The organism is Clostridium sp. HCS.1 (assembly GCF_047900555.1).
GTDB lineage: Bacteria > Bacillota > Clostridia > Clostridiales > Clostridiaceae > Clostridium.
Genome location: NZ_CP170704.1, coordinates 103,968 through 122,945 on the forward strand (window position 1 = coordinate 103,968; position 18,978 = coordinate 122,945).

General features: G+C 29.1%; 15 protein-coding genes. 13 read left to right on the plus strand and 2 right to left on the minus strand.

All coding sequences use genetic code 11. From position 1 onward, the window contains the following. Nucleotides 1–38 precede the first annotated feature (38 nt). Complete coding sequence (locus tag ACFYH6_RS00490) at nucleotides 39–1,934, minus strand: glutamine synthetase (protein WP_316343419.1); 1,896 nt, start codon at nucleotides 1,932–1,934, stop codon at nucleotides 39–41. A gap of 299 nt (nucleotides 1,935–2,233) precedes the next feature. Between ACFYH6_RS00490 and murI the strand changes: the two genes are divergently transcribed. The 8 genes from murI (at nucleotide 2,234) to ACFYH6_RS00530 (ending at nucleotide 12,465) form a co-directional block, all read left to right on the plus strand. Further along, nucleotides 2,234–3,010, plus strand: coding sequence for a glutamate racemase (gene murI / locus ACFYH6_RS00495; RefSeq protein ID WP_316343420.1), 777 nt, complete (start codon nucleotides 2,234–2,236; stop codon nucleotides 3,008–3,010). Between the two features lie 154 nt (nucleotides 3,011–3,164). Continuing rightward, on the plus strand, nucleotides 3,165–3,434 hold the full coding sequence (locus ACFYH6_RS00500; protein ID WP_316343421.1) for an STAS-like domain-containing protein: 270 nt from the start codon (nucleotides 3,165–3,167) through the stop codon (nucleotides 3,432–3,434). A gap of 254 nt (nucleotides 3,435–3,688) precedes the next feature. Continuing rightward, the gene (locus ACFYH6_RS00505) at nucleotides 3,689–4,213 is read left to right on the plus strand and encodes a peptidylprolyl isomerase (protein WP_416180252.1); all 525 of its coding nucleotides are present in this window, start codon (nucleotides 3,689–3,691) and stop codon (nucleotides 4,211–4,213) included. Nucleotides 4,214–4,239: 26 nt separating this feature from the next. Continuing rightward, on the plus strand, nucleotides 4,240–4,608 hold the full coding sequence (locus ACFYH6_RS00510; protein ID WP_416180251.1) for a DUF3783 domain-containing protein: 369 nt from the start codon (nucleotides 4,240–4,242) through the stop codon (nucleotides 4,606–4,608). Further along, nucleotides 4,609–5,295: a helix-turn-helix domain-containing protein gene (locus ACFYH6_RS00515; RefSeq protein WP_416180250.1), complete on the plus strand. Its 687-nt coding sequence runs from the start codon at nucleotides 4,609–4,611 to the stop codon at nucleotides 5,293–5,295. It abuts the gene before it with no gap. 111 nt (nucleotides 5,296–5,406) lie between these two features. After that, nucleotides 5,407–9,060 carry a S8 family serine peptidase gene (locus ACFYH6_RS00520; protein ID WP_416180249.1) on the plus strand — a complete coding sequence of 1,218 codons (3,654 nt, stop codon included), beginning with the start codon at nucleotides 5,407–5,409 and terminating at the stop codon, nucleotides 9,058–9,060. 75 nt (nucleotides 9,061–9,135) lie between these two features. Continuing rightward, on the plus strand, nucleotides 9,136–10,536 hold the full coding sequence (locus tag ACFYH6_RS00525; protein ID WP_316343426.1) for a peptidoglycan-binding domain-containing protein: 1,401 nt from the start codon (nucleotides 9,136–9,138) through the stop codon (nucleotides 10,534–10,536). Between the two features lie 150 nt (nucleotides 10,537–10,686). Further along, entirely contained in the window at nucleotides 10,687–12,465 is a 1,779-nt protein-coding gene (locus ACFYH6_RS00530) for a heme NO-binding domain-containing protein (RefSeq protein WP_416180248.1), read from the plus strand. A 151-nt stretch (nucleotides 12,466–12,616) separates the two neighbouring features. Here ACFYH6_RS00530 and ACFYH6_RS00535 read toward each other — a convergent pair whose 3' ends face one another. After that, a complete protein-coding gene (locus tag ACFYH6_RS00535) occupies nucleotides 12,617–13,675 on the minus strand; it encodes a transporter (RefSeq protein WP_416180247.1) in 1,059 nt (352 codons plus the stop codon). Between the two features lie 172 nt (nucleotides 13,676–13,847). Here ACFYH6_RS00535 and ACFYH6_RS00540 point away from each other — a divergent pair, with 172 nt between their 5' ends. From ACFYH6_RS00540 to ACFYH6_RS00560, 5 genes are all read left to right on the plus strand, one after another. After that, on the plus strand, nucleotides 13,848–14,948 hold the full coding sequence (locus ACFYH6_RS00540) for a hypothetical protein (RefSeq protein WP_416180246.1): 1,101 nt from the start codon (nucleotides 13,848–13,850) through the stop codon (nucleotides 14,946–14,948). An 86-nt stretch (nucleotides 14,949–15,034) separates the two neighbouring features. Next, complete coding sequence (locus ACFYH6_RS00545) at nucleotides 15,035–15,958, plus strand: TIGR01212 family radical SAM protein (protein ID WP_316343430.1); 924 nt, start codon at nucleotides 15,035–15,037, stop codon at nucleotides 15,956–15,958. A 24-nt stretch (nucleotides 15,959–15,982) separates the two neighbouring features. Continuing rightward, nucleotides 15,983–16,705 (plus strand): 2-phosphosulfolactate phosphatase family protein, encoded by a 723-nt coding sequence (locus ACFYH6_RS00550; protein ID WP_416180245.1) that lies wholly within the window; start codon nucleotides 15,983–15,985, stop codon nucleotides 16,703–16,705. A 299-nt stretch (nucleotides 16,706–17,004) separates the two neighbouring features. Beyond that, on the plus strand, nucleotides 17,005–17,562 hold the full coding sequence (locus ACFYH6_RS00555; protein ID WP_416180244.1) for a sigma-70 family RNA polymerase sigma factor: 558 nt from the start codon (nucleotides 17,005–17,007) through the stop codon (nucleotides 17,560–17,562). Between the two features lies 1 nt (nucleotide 17,563). Continuing rightward, nucleotides 17,564–18,829, plus strand: coding sequence for a hypothetical protein (locus ACFYH6_RS00560; protein WP_416180243.1), 1,266 nt, complete (start codon nucleotides 17,564–17,566; stop codon nucleotides 18,827–18,829). Nucleotides 18,830–18,978 lie beyond the last annotated feature (149 nt).

The following is an 18,978-nucleotide window of genomic DNA, read 5'->3' on the forward strand; positions in this document are numbered from 1 at the left end:
AGGCTGTCTAAGCAGCCTCTTTGTACAATATATTATTTCTATATATCTAATAAGTTTTTAGTATAATTACTATAAAGATCTCTTAATTTTTTCATGTTATCTTCTAATTCATTAAGTAGATTAGAAGCTAATGAATAATCTTCATTAGAAATGGCATCTTTAATTCTAGTAAATAATCCTTTTGAAGTATAAGTATCCTTCATTATATAATGTCTTAAGTTATTTATTGTCATCCAATTAGAAATGTCTAAGTCTAATGCATTGTTTGAATGTAATAATTTAAAGCTTCTTACTTCTGCGGCATGATTTAAAATAATTCTATGAATAATATCAGTTGTCCATCTTTGAAGTATAGCAAGCTTAAAGCTATTTATTAATTGGTCACTAAATACATTATTTCTCTTTAATACACTTAATTTTTCAGAGTATTTATCTAATTGAATCAGATTTTCATAAACTGTAGAAGGAGCTTTTCCAAAGTAATTATTTCTTTCATCATCACTGTAGAATTCAAATACATCTTCTTCACTTCTATAAGCTCTATCTTTTTCTAGATAACCTGCATCTTCACCAGGCTTCTTAGAAAGTTCTAATAATAAATCTTCTTCAGTTTTATTATCTTCAAGAGCATATAAGATTCCATCGAGCATAGCCATATAAGAAACAGATAAAGTTAAATATATATTACTATGTGGGTTTGGGGATCTAAGTTCAAATCTAGTTGCAAGAGGATTTGCTAAATCTCTTATTAATCCTATTAATATAGTTCTGTTTCTTGATGGATTATCAGGAGATAAACCAAGAGAAGTAACTATACATATTGGAGCTTCAAAACCAGGTTTTAATCTCTTAAATGCACCATTAGTTGTTGATATAAAAGGATTCATTATTTCATAATTCTTTAGAACTCCCATTATAGCTCCGTAACCTATTTTACTTAAGAAGTCATCTTTTGTAGCAGTAAATAGGTTGATTCTTTTTCCATCCTTTAATTTTAAGCTAACACCTAGGTGGACATGCATTCCTGAACCTGCTACATCATCTATAGGTTTAGGTTTAAAGGTAACATCTAATCCATGTCTTCTAAAAGTTTCTTGGGTTAATATTTTTACAAAGATTTCGTTATCGGCAGCTTGAATTGCATCTGCGTATTTCCAATCTATCTCAAGTTGTTCCATTATATGATTAAATTGTCCATTATTATCTAATTGAGATTTAACTCCACCTACTTCTTTATGTCCCATTTCAGGTTCAAAACCGTATGCTTCCATAAGTAAAAGAGTTTCTTCAAGAGCAGTTCTTACTGAGCCCTTAGTTCTTGTCCAATATTGCTCTTGTAAAACTTGAGAAGTGGATAATTCTTCAATATGAGCTTCTTCATTTGGAGTTTTAACCCAAAATTCTAATTCTGTTGCAGATGTAATAACTATTTCATCTATATCATCATAAGTAATTTTAAAAGGTTTTAAAGTTTCAGGTTTGCTTTTAAAGATATCTAAAAGAGTTGATTTAAAAGTATTAATAGCGGAGTGTAAAATGTTTCTTGAACATACAGGTTTATTATTATGAATTAAAAATGATGGGATTCTAAGAGTACCAATAGGTTTGTTAGTAAGAGAATCGATGTGATCATAGTTATAATCAACAAACCAATTAGCATTAAGGTCAGCTACCATATCTACTTTTGCGTCATTTAAAGTAGCTATTCCAGGAAGAACAACTGAGGAACCATCTGTTTGAATAGCGACTCCATTTAAGAATGAATCTATATCATCTAGGAAAAGTCTAGCAGGGATTTTTTCATCAGTATCATTTCCTGATAAGTCTATTCCAACGATAGATACGAATTTTATTTCAGGATGTTCATTGAATATTGTAAATAGGTCATCTTTGTTATGTTTTGCTTTTGGAATTAAATAAATTAAGTCTTTCATAGAAATCTTCTTTGCCTAAATATAGCAAAGAAATGTTCACTTCCTTTCAATTAAAATCGAATATTAAACTGGTATAGACATCATAATATTCGGAAAATTAAATAATTTATAAAAAAATTCTATTATATCCATGCTATGGTGTCAATGATTAAATATGTTAAATATTAAAAATATTTTTCTTAAAATTTATAGTTATAGCATTTAATTTCATAATTGAATTAGAAATAATAAATTTATAGATTTATCCTTAAGAAAGGTATAAAATAAAAGATAGGATTAAAGAAAATGGAGTGAGTTAATTGGACAATAAGAATAGGCCAATAGGTTTTTTTGATTCAGGAGTTGGTGGCTTAAGCGTATTAAGAGAAGCTATAAAGATAATGCCTAATGAGGATTATATATATTTCGGAGATTCTAAAAATGCACCTTATGGAATGAAAACTGTAGATGAAGTTAGAGAGTTAACTTTTAAAGCAGTAGAGCTATTACTAAATAAAGGGGTTAAAGGAATGGCTATAGCTTGCAATACTGCAACAAGTGCTGCTGTAGCTGATTTGAGAAAAATATATCCAGATCTACCTTTGGTAGGAATAGAACCAGCCCTAAAGCCAGCTGTTGAACTTAAAAATGATGGAGATATATTAATTATGGCAACAGCCATGACATTAAAAGAAGAAAAATTTAAAAGATTAATGGATAAATATAAGGATAGAGCCTCTATCATACCAGTTCCATGTCCAGGTCTTGTTGAGTTTATAGAAGCGGGAGAATATAAAGGGGAAGCTTTAGAGGAGTATCTTTTAGAAAAAATAAATACATATAGGGATGGTAAAATAGCTTCAATAGTATTAGGATGCACTCATTATCCATTTATAAAAGAAACATTATCAAGAATTGTTGGAGAAGATGTTAATATTATAGATGGAGGATTGGGAACTGCTAAAGAACTTAGAAGAAGACTAAGTGAGAAAAATCTATTATCAGAATCTAGAGAAAAAGGAAATATTGAAATAATAAATTCTTCTAATAAGAAAAAAGTATTAGATTTAAGTTATGAATTACTAAAAACAAATTAATTTGAGAAACTCCGTAAGGAGTTTTTATTTTTTGTGAAAATAGAAAAAAATATTGTTAAAATGTTGACAAAATAGCGAAGGCTTGATATATTATAGTAAAGAAAATATTCAGAAAATTCAAATAAATAAACCAGATTTTTTGGGGGGAAGATTTATGGAGATTAAAGTAAGAGAAGTATTAGGAGAAGATATAACTATAGAAGATGCTATATTATTAAGAGAAATGATTAGAAATAGTCTCAATATTGGAGTTTTATTAGACTTTGATGGATTTAAAAGAATTCCTACAACATTTCTAAATATGCTATTTGGAGATCTTATTAATAGCTTTGGTAGAGATTTTATTTCTCAGCAAGTTGATGTTAAAAATTTATCAAATCGTACTGATTATTCAAGAGTAGTTCTAGGAACTACCTTTAAATAATATAATAAAATAACTAATTATTAAAATCGGTAAGAAGGAATTGTATTAATGCAATTCCTTCTTATCCTTTATTTAGCTATATCTATATGGAGAATGCTTTATAGCTTCAATTATGTGTTGTTTTTACTTTTAAATAATATATAATTACTATAAGAGATAAATATAAATTTTACCTAAAGGGTATTCTTTAGGAGAATTGATAATGATGAAAGTGTAAATAATAAGTAAGGATTTACATTGAAAGGAGATTTTATATGAAAAACCCAATAGTAACTATAAATATGGAAAATGGAGGAGTTATTAAAGCTGAATTATATCCAGAAATAGCTCCTAATACAGTTAAAAATTTTATAAGCTTAATAAATAAAGGTTTTTATGATGGAGTTATATTCCATAGAGTGATACCTGGATTTATGATTCAAGGTGGTTGTCCAGAGGGAAATGGAATGGGTGGCCCAGGCTATAGCATTAAAGGTGAATTTACTAGAAATGGATTTAAAAATGATTTAAAACATTCAAGAGGTGTCTTATCCATGGCTAGAACTATGGTTCATGATTCAGCAGGAAGTCAATTTTTTGTAATGGTAGCAGATGCTCCACATTTAGATAACCAATATGCTGCTTTTGGTAAGGTTATAGAAGGAATGGAAGTTGCTGATGAAATAGTAAAGGCTAAGAGAGATTATAATGATAAGCCTCTTGAAGATCAAAGAATGGTTAAAGTAACTGTTGACACTTTTGACGAAACTTATGATGAACCAGAAACAGTAGGAAGATAACATAAAAAGGGGGAGTGGAGAGGAATATGCTTAGCAATAATAAATGCATATTAGTTCATAATATACCAGAAGAGGAACTTAAAGAATTAAGAAATGATGGCTTTAAGGTAGTAGAAGTATCAAGAGAAATGTCAGAAATGACAGTTTCTGATATTTTAAATGGACTAAGATTTGAAACTGTTAATGCAGATTTACCACAGGAAGCTGTTATTTTATTTAATGGATTCTCAGATGAAGAAATTAAATTAGCTATAACAACAATTAGAAAGAGATATAAAGAAGGAATATTTGCAGCAGTGACACCTTCTTCAATTCAGTGGAAATTTAGTTATTTAGTTGAGCACTTAATTGAAGAAAAAGAATGGTATTTAAGAAATCAGAAGGGAAGAGCTTAAGTGAGCAGAGTTGGCGATAAGATAAAAGAAGCTAGAATTAAAAATGGATTAAGTCAAAAAGCTTTAGCTAAAAAGCTAGGAGTTGCAGAGAAGTTTATTAATGAAGTCGAAATGGGAAGAAGAATAGCTCAAGAATCTTTCATTGATAAAGCATCAAAAATACTAAAGGCTGATTTTAATGATGTTAGCATGGTAGTAACAGATGAAGCCTTATTAGAAGAAAGAAAAGCTATGAAGGAGTTAAAAACTAGTTTCTCTGAAAAACATAGTAATACAAAGCAAGAGGAAGTTTGGACAAATGCCTTTTCATCAGTACTAAAAAATGTTCCTATATTTGATTATACCTTAAAGAATAGCAAGGGATATAAGGAGTTACCAATTCACTCAAATAAAGTTGAAGGCTTTAATCAAGATAAAGTTTTATACTTAGAAGTTCAAGATGATGAAATGTCTGGCTTTAGAATGTTAAAAGGAGATTTAGCCTTTGCTAGTATAGTTAAAGAACCAAGTAATAATGGCATTTTCCTAGTTGATTATAAGGGAAAAAGAGCTATAAGACAGATAAAGTTATTAGGAAATTCTAAGGCTTTATTAGTTAGTAATGGTGGAACTCTTCTAACAGAGACTATGAACTTAAAGGAAATTTCTGTAGTAGCTAAACTAGAGAAATTAGAAATAAAATTATAGTAAATTACTTTATAGTAACTTAGAGATGGAATTTAATATTTCATCTCTTTTTTTATTTGTAATATCACATCATTTTACCTAGTCATATATTAGTATAAATTACTTTTTGAGGTGATAGTAATAGAAAATATAAATTCAAATAAGATAAATTCAGGATTAGGACTAGTTCAAAACATATCTAAAAGTTTATTTGGTAAATTAGGAATAAATGTTGGAGCTGGAGAAGAAGAAACTAGTACCATAGAAGTTACTATTATATCAGGGGATACGCCAGAAAATGTAAGGGTTGCAATAGAGAATGTAGGGGGGAGCTACTACGATTTAGGCTATGGATTTGGATTAGTAACAATTCCAAGAGAAAAGGTAATTGATCTTGCGAATATCCCATCTATTGAATATATTGAGTTACCAAAGCAATTATATACTACAGATGCTGGTAGCAACCGAGCAGCTTGTGTACCAACAGCAAGAAATAATTATGACATTGAAGGTGAGGGAGTTTTAGTTGGATTTATAGATACAGGTATAGATTATACTCATCCAGCCTTTAGAAATAGTGATGGTACCACTAGAATAGATTATATTTATGATTTAAGTGAAGGGGGAAAGGCATATAATAGGGATGATATAAATAATGCTTTAAAAAGTCAAGATCCATATTCTATAGTTCCATCTACTGATACTGTTGAGCATGGAACTCATGTAGCGGGAATAGCATGTGCAGGAGGAAGTATTAATACTGAATATTATGGGGTAGCTCCTAAGAGTTCTATGGCCATGGTTAAATGTACAAGAGGTAATTTTGCGCTTAGTAGCAATATTATGAAGGGATTAAAGTTCTTAGTGGAAGCAGGGAAATTTTTAAAGAAACCTTTAGTTGTTAATATTAGTCTTAGCACCAATGATGGGGCTCATAATGGAACAAGTCTTCTAGAACAATATATTTCTACCATATCAACATTAGAAAGAATAACAATAGTAATAGCAGCTGGAAATGAAGGTGATTCAGCACATCATATAGGTGGAACATTAAAAAGACAAAATAAGATATCTATAAATGTAGCTGGAGATGAGCCTGGAATAGTATTAAATTTATATAAGCCTGTTTTATCAGATATATCTATTAGAATAATTAGTCCTGCTGCAGCAACTAGCGGAGATATAGTCGTTAGAGAAGGATATTACGAAGGGACAATAGGAACTGATAGATATCAAGTCTATTATTCAGGACCAAAACCCTTTGATATAGTTGGAGAAATTACAATTGCTATATTATCAAGTGGGCAGTATATATTATCTGGTCAATGGGAAGTTAGAATTAATTTGTTAAATGAATATTCTGGAGTTTATGATATGTGGCTACCAATTAGAGAGGGGTTAAATGTTAGTACTAAATTTTTAGAACCAACTGTTTTAAATACTTTAGGAATACCAGCTACAGTAACTAATGTTATAGCTGTGGGAAGTTATAATTATTTAACTAACAATATATCCCCTTTTAGTGGAAGAGGAAGAAAGACCATTTATCAACCTATTAGGCCAGATTTAGTTGCCCCAGGGGAAGGGATAATCTCTGCGGTTCCTAATAGAAGCTTTGACTCTAGAAGTGGTACATCTATGGCAACACCACATGTTTCTGGAATAGCTGCTTTAATGATGGAATGGGGAATATTAAAAAGAAACGATCCTTATCTTTATGGCGAAAGACTTAAGTATTTTTTAGTAGTATCTGCAAATAGGAGCAGAACAGATATAACATATCCAGATCCTACTTGGGGATACGGTGAAGTTTGTTTAAGTTCTGCTATAGAAAGAGTCATTGAAAATATAGGCTTTATGACGAATCAGAGAAGTAATGAGGTTAAAGAAAAAATGAGAAATTACAAAAAAGATATTAAAGTGAATAATGAATTAAAAGAAGATAGAAGAAAGAAAAATAATAAAGATGTGTATGGTTTTATTGATAGGATTGAACAAAATGAAAATCAAGATGAGAAAGAAGTAGTAGGAATTATTGTTGAATATAATTCCTTAGAAGAAGTAAAAAAAATAAATGAACTTCCAGGGGCTTCTGTTGCTATATTAGATACTAACTATGCAGTAGTATTTATGCCGTATGATAGAATTTCAGAAATTATGCCATATATAAAAGATATTGCATCTTTAGAAATTCCAGCAATTTATACCTTAGAAGAAATTTCACCAGTAGATGCAAGTGGAGCAACATTATTTCATAACAATCCTTATCTTCAATTAAATGGAAGAGGGGTTATTGTAGGTATTGTTGATACAGGTATAGATTATTTAAATAGGGAATTTATGAATGAGGATGATACAACAAGAATTTTAAGAATATGGGATCAAACTATAGATGGAAATCAAGATATATATGGAGTAAAGATGGGAGTAGAGTATAAAGAGGATGATATAAATAGAGCTATACAGACAAGTAAAAATGGTGGGGATCCATATGCTATAGTTAACAGTAGAGATCTAATAGGCCATGGAACTTCTGTTGCTAGTATAGCTGGAGCTAGAGGGTATAATCCTGAAGTTAAAGGAGCAGCACCAAATTGCTATTTTGCAGTAGTTAAGCTAAAGGAGGCAGCTAAGGTTTTACAGAGAAATGCAGGAATTAGCAATATTAAGGAAGGCAGATATGTAGGAGTAGACATAATTTTAGGAATAAGATATCTATCAAGATTAGCAAGTGATATTAAGATGCCAATGATAATTTGCATTCCTCTAGGAACTAATACAGGAGCCCATGATGGTACTAGTGAAGTTGAAGGATCAATTGAAGCTATAAGCAATCAGGTTGGTGTTGTTTGTGTCACTGGAACGGGAAATGAAGGTGATACAGATACACATGCTGAAGGTAGATTTATACAGTCTGGAGAAATAAGGAATTTGGAAATTAGAATTGGTAAAGGTCAAAAAGATTTAAATTTTCAAATATATGTACAGCAACCAGATAGGGTTTCTTTAGGTATAGTATCGCCATCAGGGGAAATAATAGAGAAGATACCAGCTAGACTAAATAAAGTAGAAGATGTAAATTTCGTTTATGAAGGAACTAAAATGAGGATTCACTATCTATATCCAGATCCCATTACTGGATCTGAAGTAATAAGTATTGAAGCAAGGGGATTAAGAGAAGGGATATGGCAGTTCAGATTATATGGAGACTATATTGTTGATGGTAGGTATTGGAGTTGGTTACCTCAAAGAAGTTTGTTAGATGAAGAAACAAAATTTTTAAGCCCAAGTCAATATACTACATTAACTATGCCAGGAACAGCAAGAAGAGCTATAGTAGCAGCGTTTTATAATCAAAATAATAATGCAACGGTTGGACAATCGGGAAGAGGTTTTACTAGAGACGGTAGAATAAAACCTGATTTTGCAGCAGGCGGCATAAATGCTACTGTTACTACACCAGGAGGAGGTACTAAAAAAATTAGCGGTTCTTCAGTAGCAACAGCTGTTACAGCAGGATGTTGTGCACTTTTAGTACAATGGGGAGTTGTAGAAGGTAATGACAAAAACTTATATCCTACGGAAATTAGAAGTTATTTGATAAGAGGAACTACCATGAGAGTTGGAGATAGATATCCCAATGAGCAATGGGGGTATGGAGCCTTAAATATGAAGGGAGTTTTTGATTCAATAAGAGAAAATTTATCTGGAGGAGTTGAGAGTACGAGAGATGATGAAGAATATAAGGTAGGGAAGTTATTTATAAGAAAACCTAAATATATGTAGTTAATTTATATAAAAAGAACAAAATTTCAATTAAAGCATATATTAATTAAAGGAGAAATAATAAAGGAGTAATATATGCCACAGGGTAGGTTAAAAGTTCAATGCTTTATTAATGAAACTTATATACCTGTTGACAATGCAAGAATAACTGTAAGGCCATCAGCAGGTGGTCCAAGCGCACAAGTAATATCATTATCTACAAATTCAATGGGAGAATCTCAAACTATTGATTTAGAAGCACCACCACTAGAATATTCTCAACAGCCAACTGGACAAGTCCCTTATAGTATGTATGACATAAGAATTGAAAGAGAGGGATTTCAGAGTATTTTAATAAACAGGTGTCAAGTTTTCCCAGATGAACTAGCTATACAACAATGCAATCTTATAGAATCTTCAGGTATATTAACTAGAATGGAGAATATAAACGTACCACCAAACACATCAAATTTTCCTCAAAATCAGCAGGGTGGAAATGTAAATGAAATAATAAATATAGGACCAAATACATTAAACGGAAATTATCCTGAAAAAATCCCTGAAGAAGTAGATAAGCCACTCCCACCACCAACAAGTGGAGTAGTTTTACCAAAGCCGGTTGTACCAGAATTTATAGTAGTTCATGCTGGAGGCCCTAATAATACATCGGCAGCAAATTATAAAGTACTTTATAAGGAGTATATAAAGAATGTAGCATCTTGTGAAATTTATTCAACTTGGCCAGAAAGTACTATAAGAGCAAATGTTTATGCAATAATTTCATTCACACTAAATAGAATATATACAGAATGGTATAGAGGAAAAGGAAAAAACTTTGATATAACAAATTCCACAGCTTATGATCACGCTTTTACTTATGGAAGAAACATATTTGAAAGTATAAGTGTTGTAGTAGATGATATCTTTGCAACTTATATAAGAAGGATAGGAAGAAAACAGCCTTTACTAACACAATATTGTGATGGAAAAAATGTTACTTGTCCTGGATGGATGACACAATGGGGAAGTAAGTACTTAGGAGATCAAGGAAGAACACCTTATGAAATTTTAACTAATTTTTATGGAAGCGATATAGAGCTAGTAACTGCAGAGCAGGTTAAAGGTATTCCAAAATCTTACCCTGGATATGATTTAATAGTAGGTTCAACTGGACCAGAAGTCCAAGCTATACAAGAATATTTAAACAGGATATCACAAAATTACCCATTAATTCCTAAGGTATCGCAAGATGGAATATTTGGAGAAAATACTGCTGAAGCAGTTAGAGTTTTTCAAGGGGTATTTAATTTACCAAAGACAGGAGTAGTTGACTATGCAACATGGTACAAAATTTCTGATATATATGTGGGTGTAACTAGAATAGCTGAACTTAGAAGAAGTACAAAATCTGTAGAGAGAATATTTATTCCACCAAGATCCTTTGATAATTATTATGATAAAACAGTACCAAGATTTAATTATTTTGATGATATGTAATAATAATAGGAGCTGCTTAGGTAGCTCCTTCAATATTTATTTTATTAGAAAAATTTATTTTACATTTTACGACAGTATATCTATTTATTTGTGCATATTAGATATATAATAAAAAGATGATATTTTAATTTACTAATAGGAGGGAAATTTATGAAAGGTACTGTGGTTTCCACATGGATCAGAACCTGTAGAGATTTATATGGAGATAATACAATAAACCATTGTTTAAGAAATGTTAATTGGCCAGAAAATATTATTTTTTCACCACTAGAAGATGTAGAGGATGAAAAGATTTTTAGCTTAATTAATATCATAGCAGATAAGGTGGGAGTTTCTGTTAAAGATTTATGGAAAGTAATAGGGGAGAACAACTTAAATAAGTTTGCTGAAGATTACCCTGTATTTTTTAAACGAGTTACTCTATATAAGTTTTTAACATCACTTAACTTTATTCATTCTATAATTATGAGAAAGATAAAAGGTGCAAAGCCTCCTAAAATGGCTATTATACCAGTAGCAGAAAATAGTATTAATCTTAAATATATTTCAAAAAGGGAATTAAATGATTATTTTCTTGGATTATTAATAGGAAGTTCCAAATTCTTTAATGAAAAAATTGAAGTTAAAGAAGTAGATAGGAAACCTGGAGAATTAACAGTACATATTAAATTTGAAAATAGTATAGCAAAGAGTAAAAAATTTTTAATTAGTAATTTATTATCAAAAATAGGTTTTAAGAGATTAGAGTTAAAAATAGCAATGCCAATATTTTTAATAGTAACCTTAGTAGGAATACCTATAATAGGACTTATAAAGGCATTAGTTATGGGAGGAATTTCAGGAATAATTTCTATGATAATAAGTTATATTGTTATTAAGCCTTTAAATGATGTTATAGATAATATAGAAAATAATAATTTTGAAGAAATAGACAGAAGTATAAAAACTAATGATATATTAGAAAAAGTATATAATGGCATTTCTAAGTTAAAGGGTAGTATTAGTCATGATTTAACTTCTGCTAATTTAACTTTAAATGAATTAAGTGTCTTTACTCAATCAATGTATAAAACTACTGAAAAGATGAAAAAGGCAACTGAAGAAATAGCAACTTGTTCAGAACAAGTATTAGTATGGGCTGAAAAACAAGAATTAAGTACAGAATTACTAGTTCAACAAACTAATGACAACATTATTGCTTTAAAGGATTTAGCTAAGATTGAAGATAATAATAAAAGGGGATTGGTAAAATCTGTAGAAAAGATAAATGAAAGTCACATAAGTGTGGACAAGTCTAGTGATGCAATTAAGGTTGCTTTAGAATCATTTATGAATGTAAAAGAAAAGGGACAAAATCTTGAGAAAAAAGCTAATGATATAACTAACATAGTGTCAATAGTATCAGGAATTTCAGACCAAACTAATCTTTTGGCCTTAAATGCTTCAATAGAAGCTGCAAGAGCAGGAGAGCAAGGAAGAGGTTTTGCAGTAGTTGCAGAGGAAGTTAGGAAGCTTGCGGAACAATCACAACAAGCAGTAAAGGATATTAATAGTAATTTATCTCATTTTGCAGAAGAAATTAAATCCTTAGTTATAAGTATAGAAAATCAATATTCATCTTTAGAAATAGAAACTTCCAACTTAGAAAAGGTCAGAGTTATAAGTTCAGAAGCAAATGATTTAATAAAGGTAGTTTCTAATGAAACTAATGAAGCTATAAATAAATTAAATAGTGAAGTAGCATCTGTTGAAGAAATGAATGTTACAATTAGAACTTTATCTGAAATAGCAGCTGAAAATGCAGCATCTTCACAACAAGTAAATCAAAATATAGAAGAATTTACTAGAAGTATTAATGAAATGATAGAAACCCTTCAAAAGATTAAGGATGTGGAAGAGAATTTTATTACTGATGAGCATAAATATTAGTAAAAATTAAAAATGTAGAATGTAAAATGAAGAATTATCGATGTAATTTGTTCCAAATTACTAAAAATAATTTAAAAAACTTCTAAAGTAGTTTTTATCTCAATTTTACATTCTACATTTTTTTATTCTAGATTTTCATTGGACTTAATAATTAATTTAACTCTTTTTTATGTTTATAATAAAAATACACTGTTTGACTAATAAATACTAAGCTAAGTAGTCCAAAGAATGGATATAAGGAGCCGATAAGCTTAGAAAATCCAATTCTTGATATAGGTAATGCAATTAAAATAACTATAAATATGCCTTTTTTAAAATCTATATTAAAGGTGTGATTTATAGTTTTGCTAATTGAATAAACATCTGAAACCTCTGTAGAAAACATTTCAAGCAATATGACAACTAATAATAGTGCTTGAATTATATTTCCAAAAGGTTGGGCAACAAATAAAAGTGGAATTTCAAACTTATGTATATATGGTTGGTTTATCATAAGTAAAAAGTTAATTGCGGCACTTAAAAGCATTAAACCTAAGGCGCCTAAAGCAATTCCGAAGAACATTGTTTTAGGTTTTCTTATCTGATTACTTAAAGGAACTAAAACTCCTAGGCAGCAAAGTGTATTATATCCAGCATAAAGAATTGTAGATAAAGCTATCCCAGTTTTAGTAGGTTCAAATTTTGTCATTTGCTGAAATGAAACCATATCCTTACAAAACATAAAATATAATAAGGTAATAAGAGTGATGGTAACAATCAATATTGGAACAATAAAAGAATTTACTTCAATTAATCCATTAGTATCTCTTAATAAGAAAAAGATAGCAAATGCCACCATTATTAATGAGCCTATAATTTTTGGAATTCCAAAAAACTGATGTATTAATGCACCACTACCAGCCAAAATTATAGAAGCACTAGAAATTAAATAAAGTGTAGTTATTACTCCAGTGATTTTGCCAAGGATATTTGGACTAACAATTTTTATAACATCACCATAAGAGTTTAGCTTGTACTTAATACTTATTTTGGAAACTATAGAGCCGAGAACAACATAAAATATACCACAGGCTATAATTCCTAAGAAACTTAATACACCATATGATGTAAAAAATTCTTTGATTTCTTGTCCAGATGCTAATCCAGCACCAACTATGGTTCCTATAAAAACAACAGCGACTTGAAAAATTCTAGAAAATTCATCCTTCATTAAAAATCCTCCTAAATTGTATCTACTAACAATATATAAAAGTTATTAGCCTTTTATTCCTTTAGTTTTTAACTTTGCCATGCCTTGAATATAAGCTATAGAAAATATGAAAATGAATAAGCTATCTAATTTTAGGAAAAATAACTTTAAGGAAGTTTAAGGAGGAATTAAGTTGAAAAAAAGAATTTTATCATTATCTTCTTTATTGCTATTTTTATTAATGATGCTTTCAGCATGTTCAAAAACAAAGGATAAAGCAGAAGAAATAGATATATTTAGTCTACAAAAAGCCTTTGATTTTGCAGATGAATATTTGGGATTAATTAAAAATAATGATATAGAAGCAGCTAATAAAATGTGTACAGAAAAATTACTAAGTAGCAACAAAAATATATCAACAGGAACTTCAGAAATAATAGCATATGCTCCTGATAATGTAATAGAATCTTCAAAGTCAGCATTTATAATATTTAATGTAATAAGAAATTCATCAGCTGAGCCTAAATGTGATTTAGATAATTATGCAATTAAAGTTATAAAAGAAAAGGATAATTATAAAATAGATGAAATAAAGGCTACAAATTTAAAACAAGTATTTGTTAAAAATAAAGCTTTACGCATTATTGGCGAAGACGGAGGGAAAAGTGATTTAATTATTTCTTTAAGTAATATTCCAAAGGACGCTTACTTAAAGGAAAATGAGCTTATGCTTTATAAAGAAAAGGTACCATCAGATAATTTTGGACCAATATCATTAGGATATAAGGGTAAAAAAATAGCAATATCAACTATAAGTGGAAGTAGGGCTTTTATATCTATTGCATATATTCAAGAAAGCAAAGAAGTACAAGGTGCAAGTAGTCAGGGCGATGAAGGGGGAAATAGTAATCAAGAAAGAACTAATGAAACAAGTAACCTAGAAGATTTACTTGATAAACCTATAGCAAAGAAAGTAATTCCTATAGATATGTATAATGGAGTAAAAATAGATAATTTAGTATTTACTTATGAAGAGAGATACTTAATTACTGAGTATTTAAATTCTAACTTAGTTAAGAGAATAAAGGTATATAACAGTGCTAGTGGTGATTTAATACAGTTAAATTTTGATGAAATGTTTAAGGATGATAAATATAACATTCATCTTCTTGATTTTAAAAAGGATGAATTTAATATTAAGGTAACTAGTAAAGATAATGCAGAAGGTATAAATGAAGATATTCTTGGTGAATATAAAGTGGATATAGAAGAAAAAGAAATTAAAAAAATATAGAAAACCCTTAACATATATAAATAATGTAGTAGAATAAAAGTACAACTTAAATAAATAAAGTGGTACTTTTATTTTTTGGAGGAATTATGAAAAAGTGGAATGATAAAAGATATCATAGTTTAAATTATTATCTTAGAAGTAAATTTGATGAAAAAGTATATAAGATATCTTTAGATGGAGGATTTAATTGTCCAAATAGAGATGGTAAAGTTGCAAAAGGTGGATGTACTTTCTGCAGTGCAAGAGGATCAGGGGACTTTGCAGGAAGCAGAATATTATCAATAACTAAGCAATTTGAAGATAGAAAAGATATGATGGAGAAAAAGTGGAAGGACGGTAAATTAATTGCTTACTTCCAAGCATATACTAATACTTATGCTCCAGTTGAGGAACTTAGAAGAAAGTATAATGAAGCATTATCTCAAGAAAATGTAGTTGCCATATCTATTGCAACAAGACCAGATTGCATAGATGACGATGTTTTAGATTATTTAACTGAATTAAATGAAAAGACATATTTAATAGTGGAACTTGGATTACAAACTATAAATGATAAAACTGCTAGAGAATTTAATAGAGGATATGATTTTGAAGTTTTCGATAATACATTAAAAAGATTACTTGAAAGAAATATTGAAGTAGTTGCTCATACGATTTTCGGGCTACCAGGAGAAACAGAAGAAGATATGTTAAAGACTGTTGATTACATAGCACATTCAGGGGCTAAGGGAATTAAATTCCATTTACTTCATTTAATGAAGGGAACTAAAATGGTAGAGAAATACGAAAGTGGAGAACTAAAACTATTAACTCAAGAACAATATATAGATTTAGTTTGTAAAGGCATAGCAAGAATACCAGAAGAAATGGTAGTTCATAGACTTACAGGAGATGCACCTAGAGACTTATTAATAGGTCCAATGTGGAGTCTTAAAAAATGGGAAGTTTTAAATGCTATAGATAAAGCTTTAGAAGATAATGATATATGGCAAGGTAAGGATTTTAAGTAGCCATATATAATTGGGGGAATTTATATGAAATTAGATATAATTATTTCTGCTGATAATATAAAAGAAGAATATTTAGAAAATAAGGTTGTAGTTGTTATTGATATGCTAAGAGCAACATCAGTAATAATAACTGCTTTAGCAAATAAGGCTAAAGAAGTATTTCCTATACTTACTATAGAAGAGGCTTTGAAAAAGAAAGAAGAACTTATAATGAATGGAATAAATCCACTACTTGGAGGTGAAAGAAAGGCTGTAAAAATAGATGGCTTTGATTTTTCTAATTCACCTTTAGAGTATAATTCAGATAAGGTTCAAGGAAAGAGTATAATTTTAAGTACCACTAATGGAACAAGAGCAATTAATTTAAGTTTAAAAGCAGAGGAAATACTTATAGGAGCTATAATAAATGCTAAAGCCGTTGTAAGGGAGCTAAAGAAATATAATAAAGATGTGGTTTTCGTTAATGCAGGAACAAATGGGGAATTTTCTATGGATGACTTTATTTGTTCAGGCTATATGATAAGTCTTTTATGTGATAATGATAATAATGATCTTTCAGATATAGCTAAAACAGCAAAGTATATTTATGAAAATAACACTAATTTAATTAGCTATATAAAAGAAGCTACTCATTATAATATTTTAAAAGCCTTAAATTTATTAAAGGATTTAGAGTATTGTTGTCAAAAAGATATTATAAATATAGTACCTAAGTTTTCTAAAAGTTTGAAAAGTATAAAAATTTAAATAATTTATAATTATTTTTCAAATATTTTAAATTTTGTGTTGACAAGAAAAATAAAAAGATATATTATAATATTAGATTGATAATCAATATCAATTAGTAAATAAATATATTATTAAAAGCTCCACACTTCTAATAATATAATATATAAATAATTAAGCTCCTATATTATAGAATTTATTTCGGTAAAAGATGGCTAAACATTAGTTTAGCCATCTTTTGTTTTTATTTTTTAAAAGTAATGTAATATTTCTTTTTTATTTTCGATATAAAAGGTGAAGAGATAAATAGAGGTGATGAGATGGGAATTAGTGATAATAGTTTTATAGAACACTTGAAGAAAAAACATCCGAAGGCATTGGATTATATTATAGATAATTATAGTGGACTAGTTAATACAATAGTCAGAAAAACACTTATATCAATAGATGATAGAGGCATAATAGAGGAGTGTATAAGCGACGTATTCATTGCTGTTTGGGAAAATGGATATAAATTCAAAGGAGATAGATATAAATTTAAGAGTTGGATAGCCGGAATAGCTAAATATAAATCTATAGATTATTTTAGAAAATACTCTAGAAAAGTTAATAATGAAGTTGCTGATGAGGATATGCCTGATAAAAGATGTTTAGAGGATGATTATATAAGTAATATAGAAGCTAAAAGGCTAATTAAAATTATATTGTCCTATGATGAACCAGATAAAAGTATATTTATTAGAAAGTTTCTATTGGGAGAATCAAGCAGTGAAATAAGTAAGTCCATAGGTATAACAATAAATAATATAAATACTAGAATATTTAGGGGCAGACAAAAACTAAAAAAAGAATTTTATGGGGAAGAGGAGGTATTATAAAATGAAAGATAAAGATATCTATGAAATTTTAAATGATATAGAAGTTGAAATTCCTATAGAGGAAACCTCTCTGAGTGATCTTGAATTAAAAAGAATTAGAAAAATCACTAAAAGGAAAGCATTTGGTAATAGAAGAAAGTATTTAATAGTGGCATTAATATTCATTAGCTTTATATTTTTAATATCTCCTCTTGGAAAGGATGTAATAGCTAAAATAAAAGAAAAGTTAGCTTTTAATCCTGCCTATGGAATTATTTCTGTGGAAGAGGATAAAGATTTATATATGTTAAAGGATCCATTTACAGTAAGCATAAATAATAAAGAAATGCTAGTTAGAAGTATAAGTAATAATGGAGAAGCACTATTTATTCAAATCATAGGAGAGTCATATCCTGTAGAAGCTAAAGAAATTATATCTAACATTGGAATAAAATTAGAAAATGGAGAAATTAAAGGCTATGACGGCTATGTAATTGGTGGTGGTGGAAATAATACTGTTATAGAATTTGGAATAGATATAAGAGGAATTGAGGCAAAAGATTTTGTTTTAATGTATGAAGATGTTTCATTAAAGGAAATATCTTTAGATAAAGCGGAATATAAGTACGATTATAATTACATCGGAGGCAACACTACTAATAATGGAATATTAATAGGGGGAACTAGTTACTATATAGAAGGTAAGAGGTATTTTAGACTTTGGAGTGATGAAAGTTCATTATTGTCTAAAGATTATAGTGTTAGGGTTGACCATATAGAAATTAAAGAAGTAAGAGATGAAAATGGAAATTTATTAAGCTTTGAACCAAGTAATGAAGGAACAGGTAGAGAATATAAAATTTTAGAGGATTATAGTGGAAAAATTAATATTAAAGTAGAAGAAGTTGATTTAAACTATACTTTAAATACTCCTACAAAGATAAGACTTAAGGATCCCGAGAAAAATGGAGACTATACTTTAGACAAGGAATTAACTTTTGAGGGGATTGAAGATACAGTAAGTATTACTAAAATTAAAAAAGAAGAAAACAATATAGTTATTTGTCTAGATATTTCAAATAGTGCTTCTAATGATAGATTAATATACTTAATGAGAGATACCTCAAGAGCAAGCAGTGGTATGGGAGATAGAGAGAATATGATTGGAGATATATATATATATTATGAAGATTTAAATATATATGAAAAGTTGACAGGAAATATAAGTGTAAATATAAATGAATTAGATGTATTGCAAAAGGGAAGTTGGGAATTCACAATAGAGTGATAAGTATAGTAGAAAATTTATGGTAGTTATTCCATGGATAAAATAAGGATAATATGAAAATGTTGTGATGAATAAGGCGGATTTATTCAGTGAAATAAATCCGTCTTATTTTGATAACCATGCTAATTAATAGCCATAGTGCTTATATA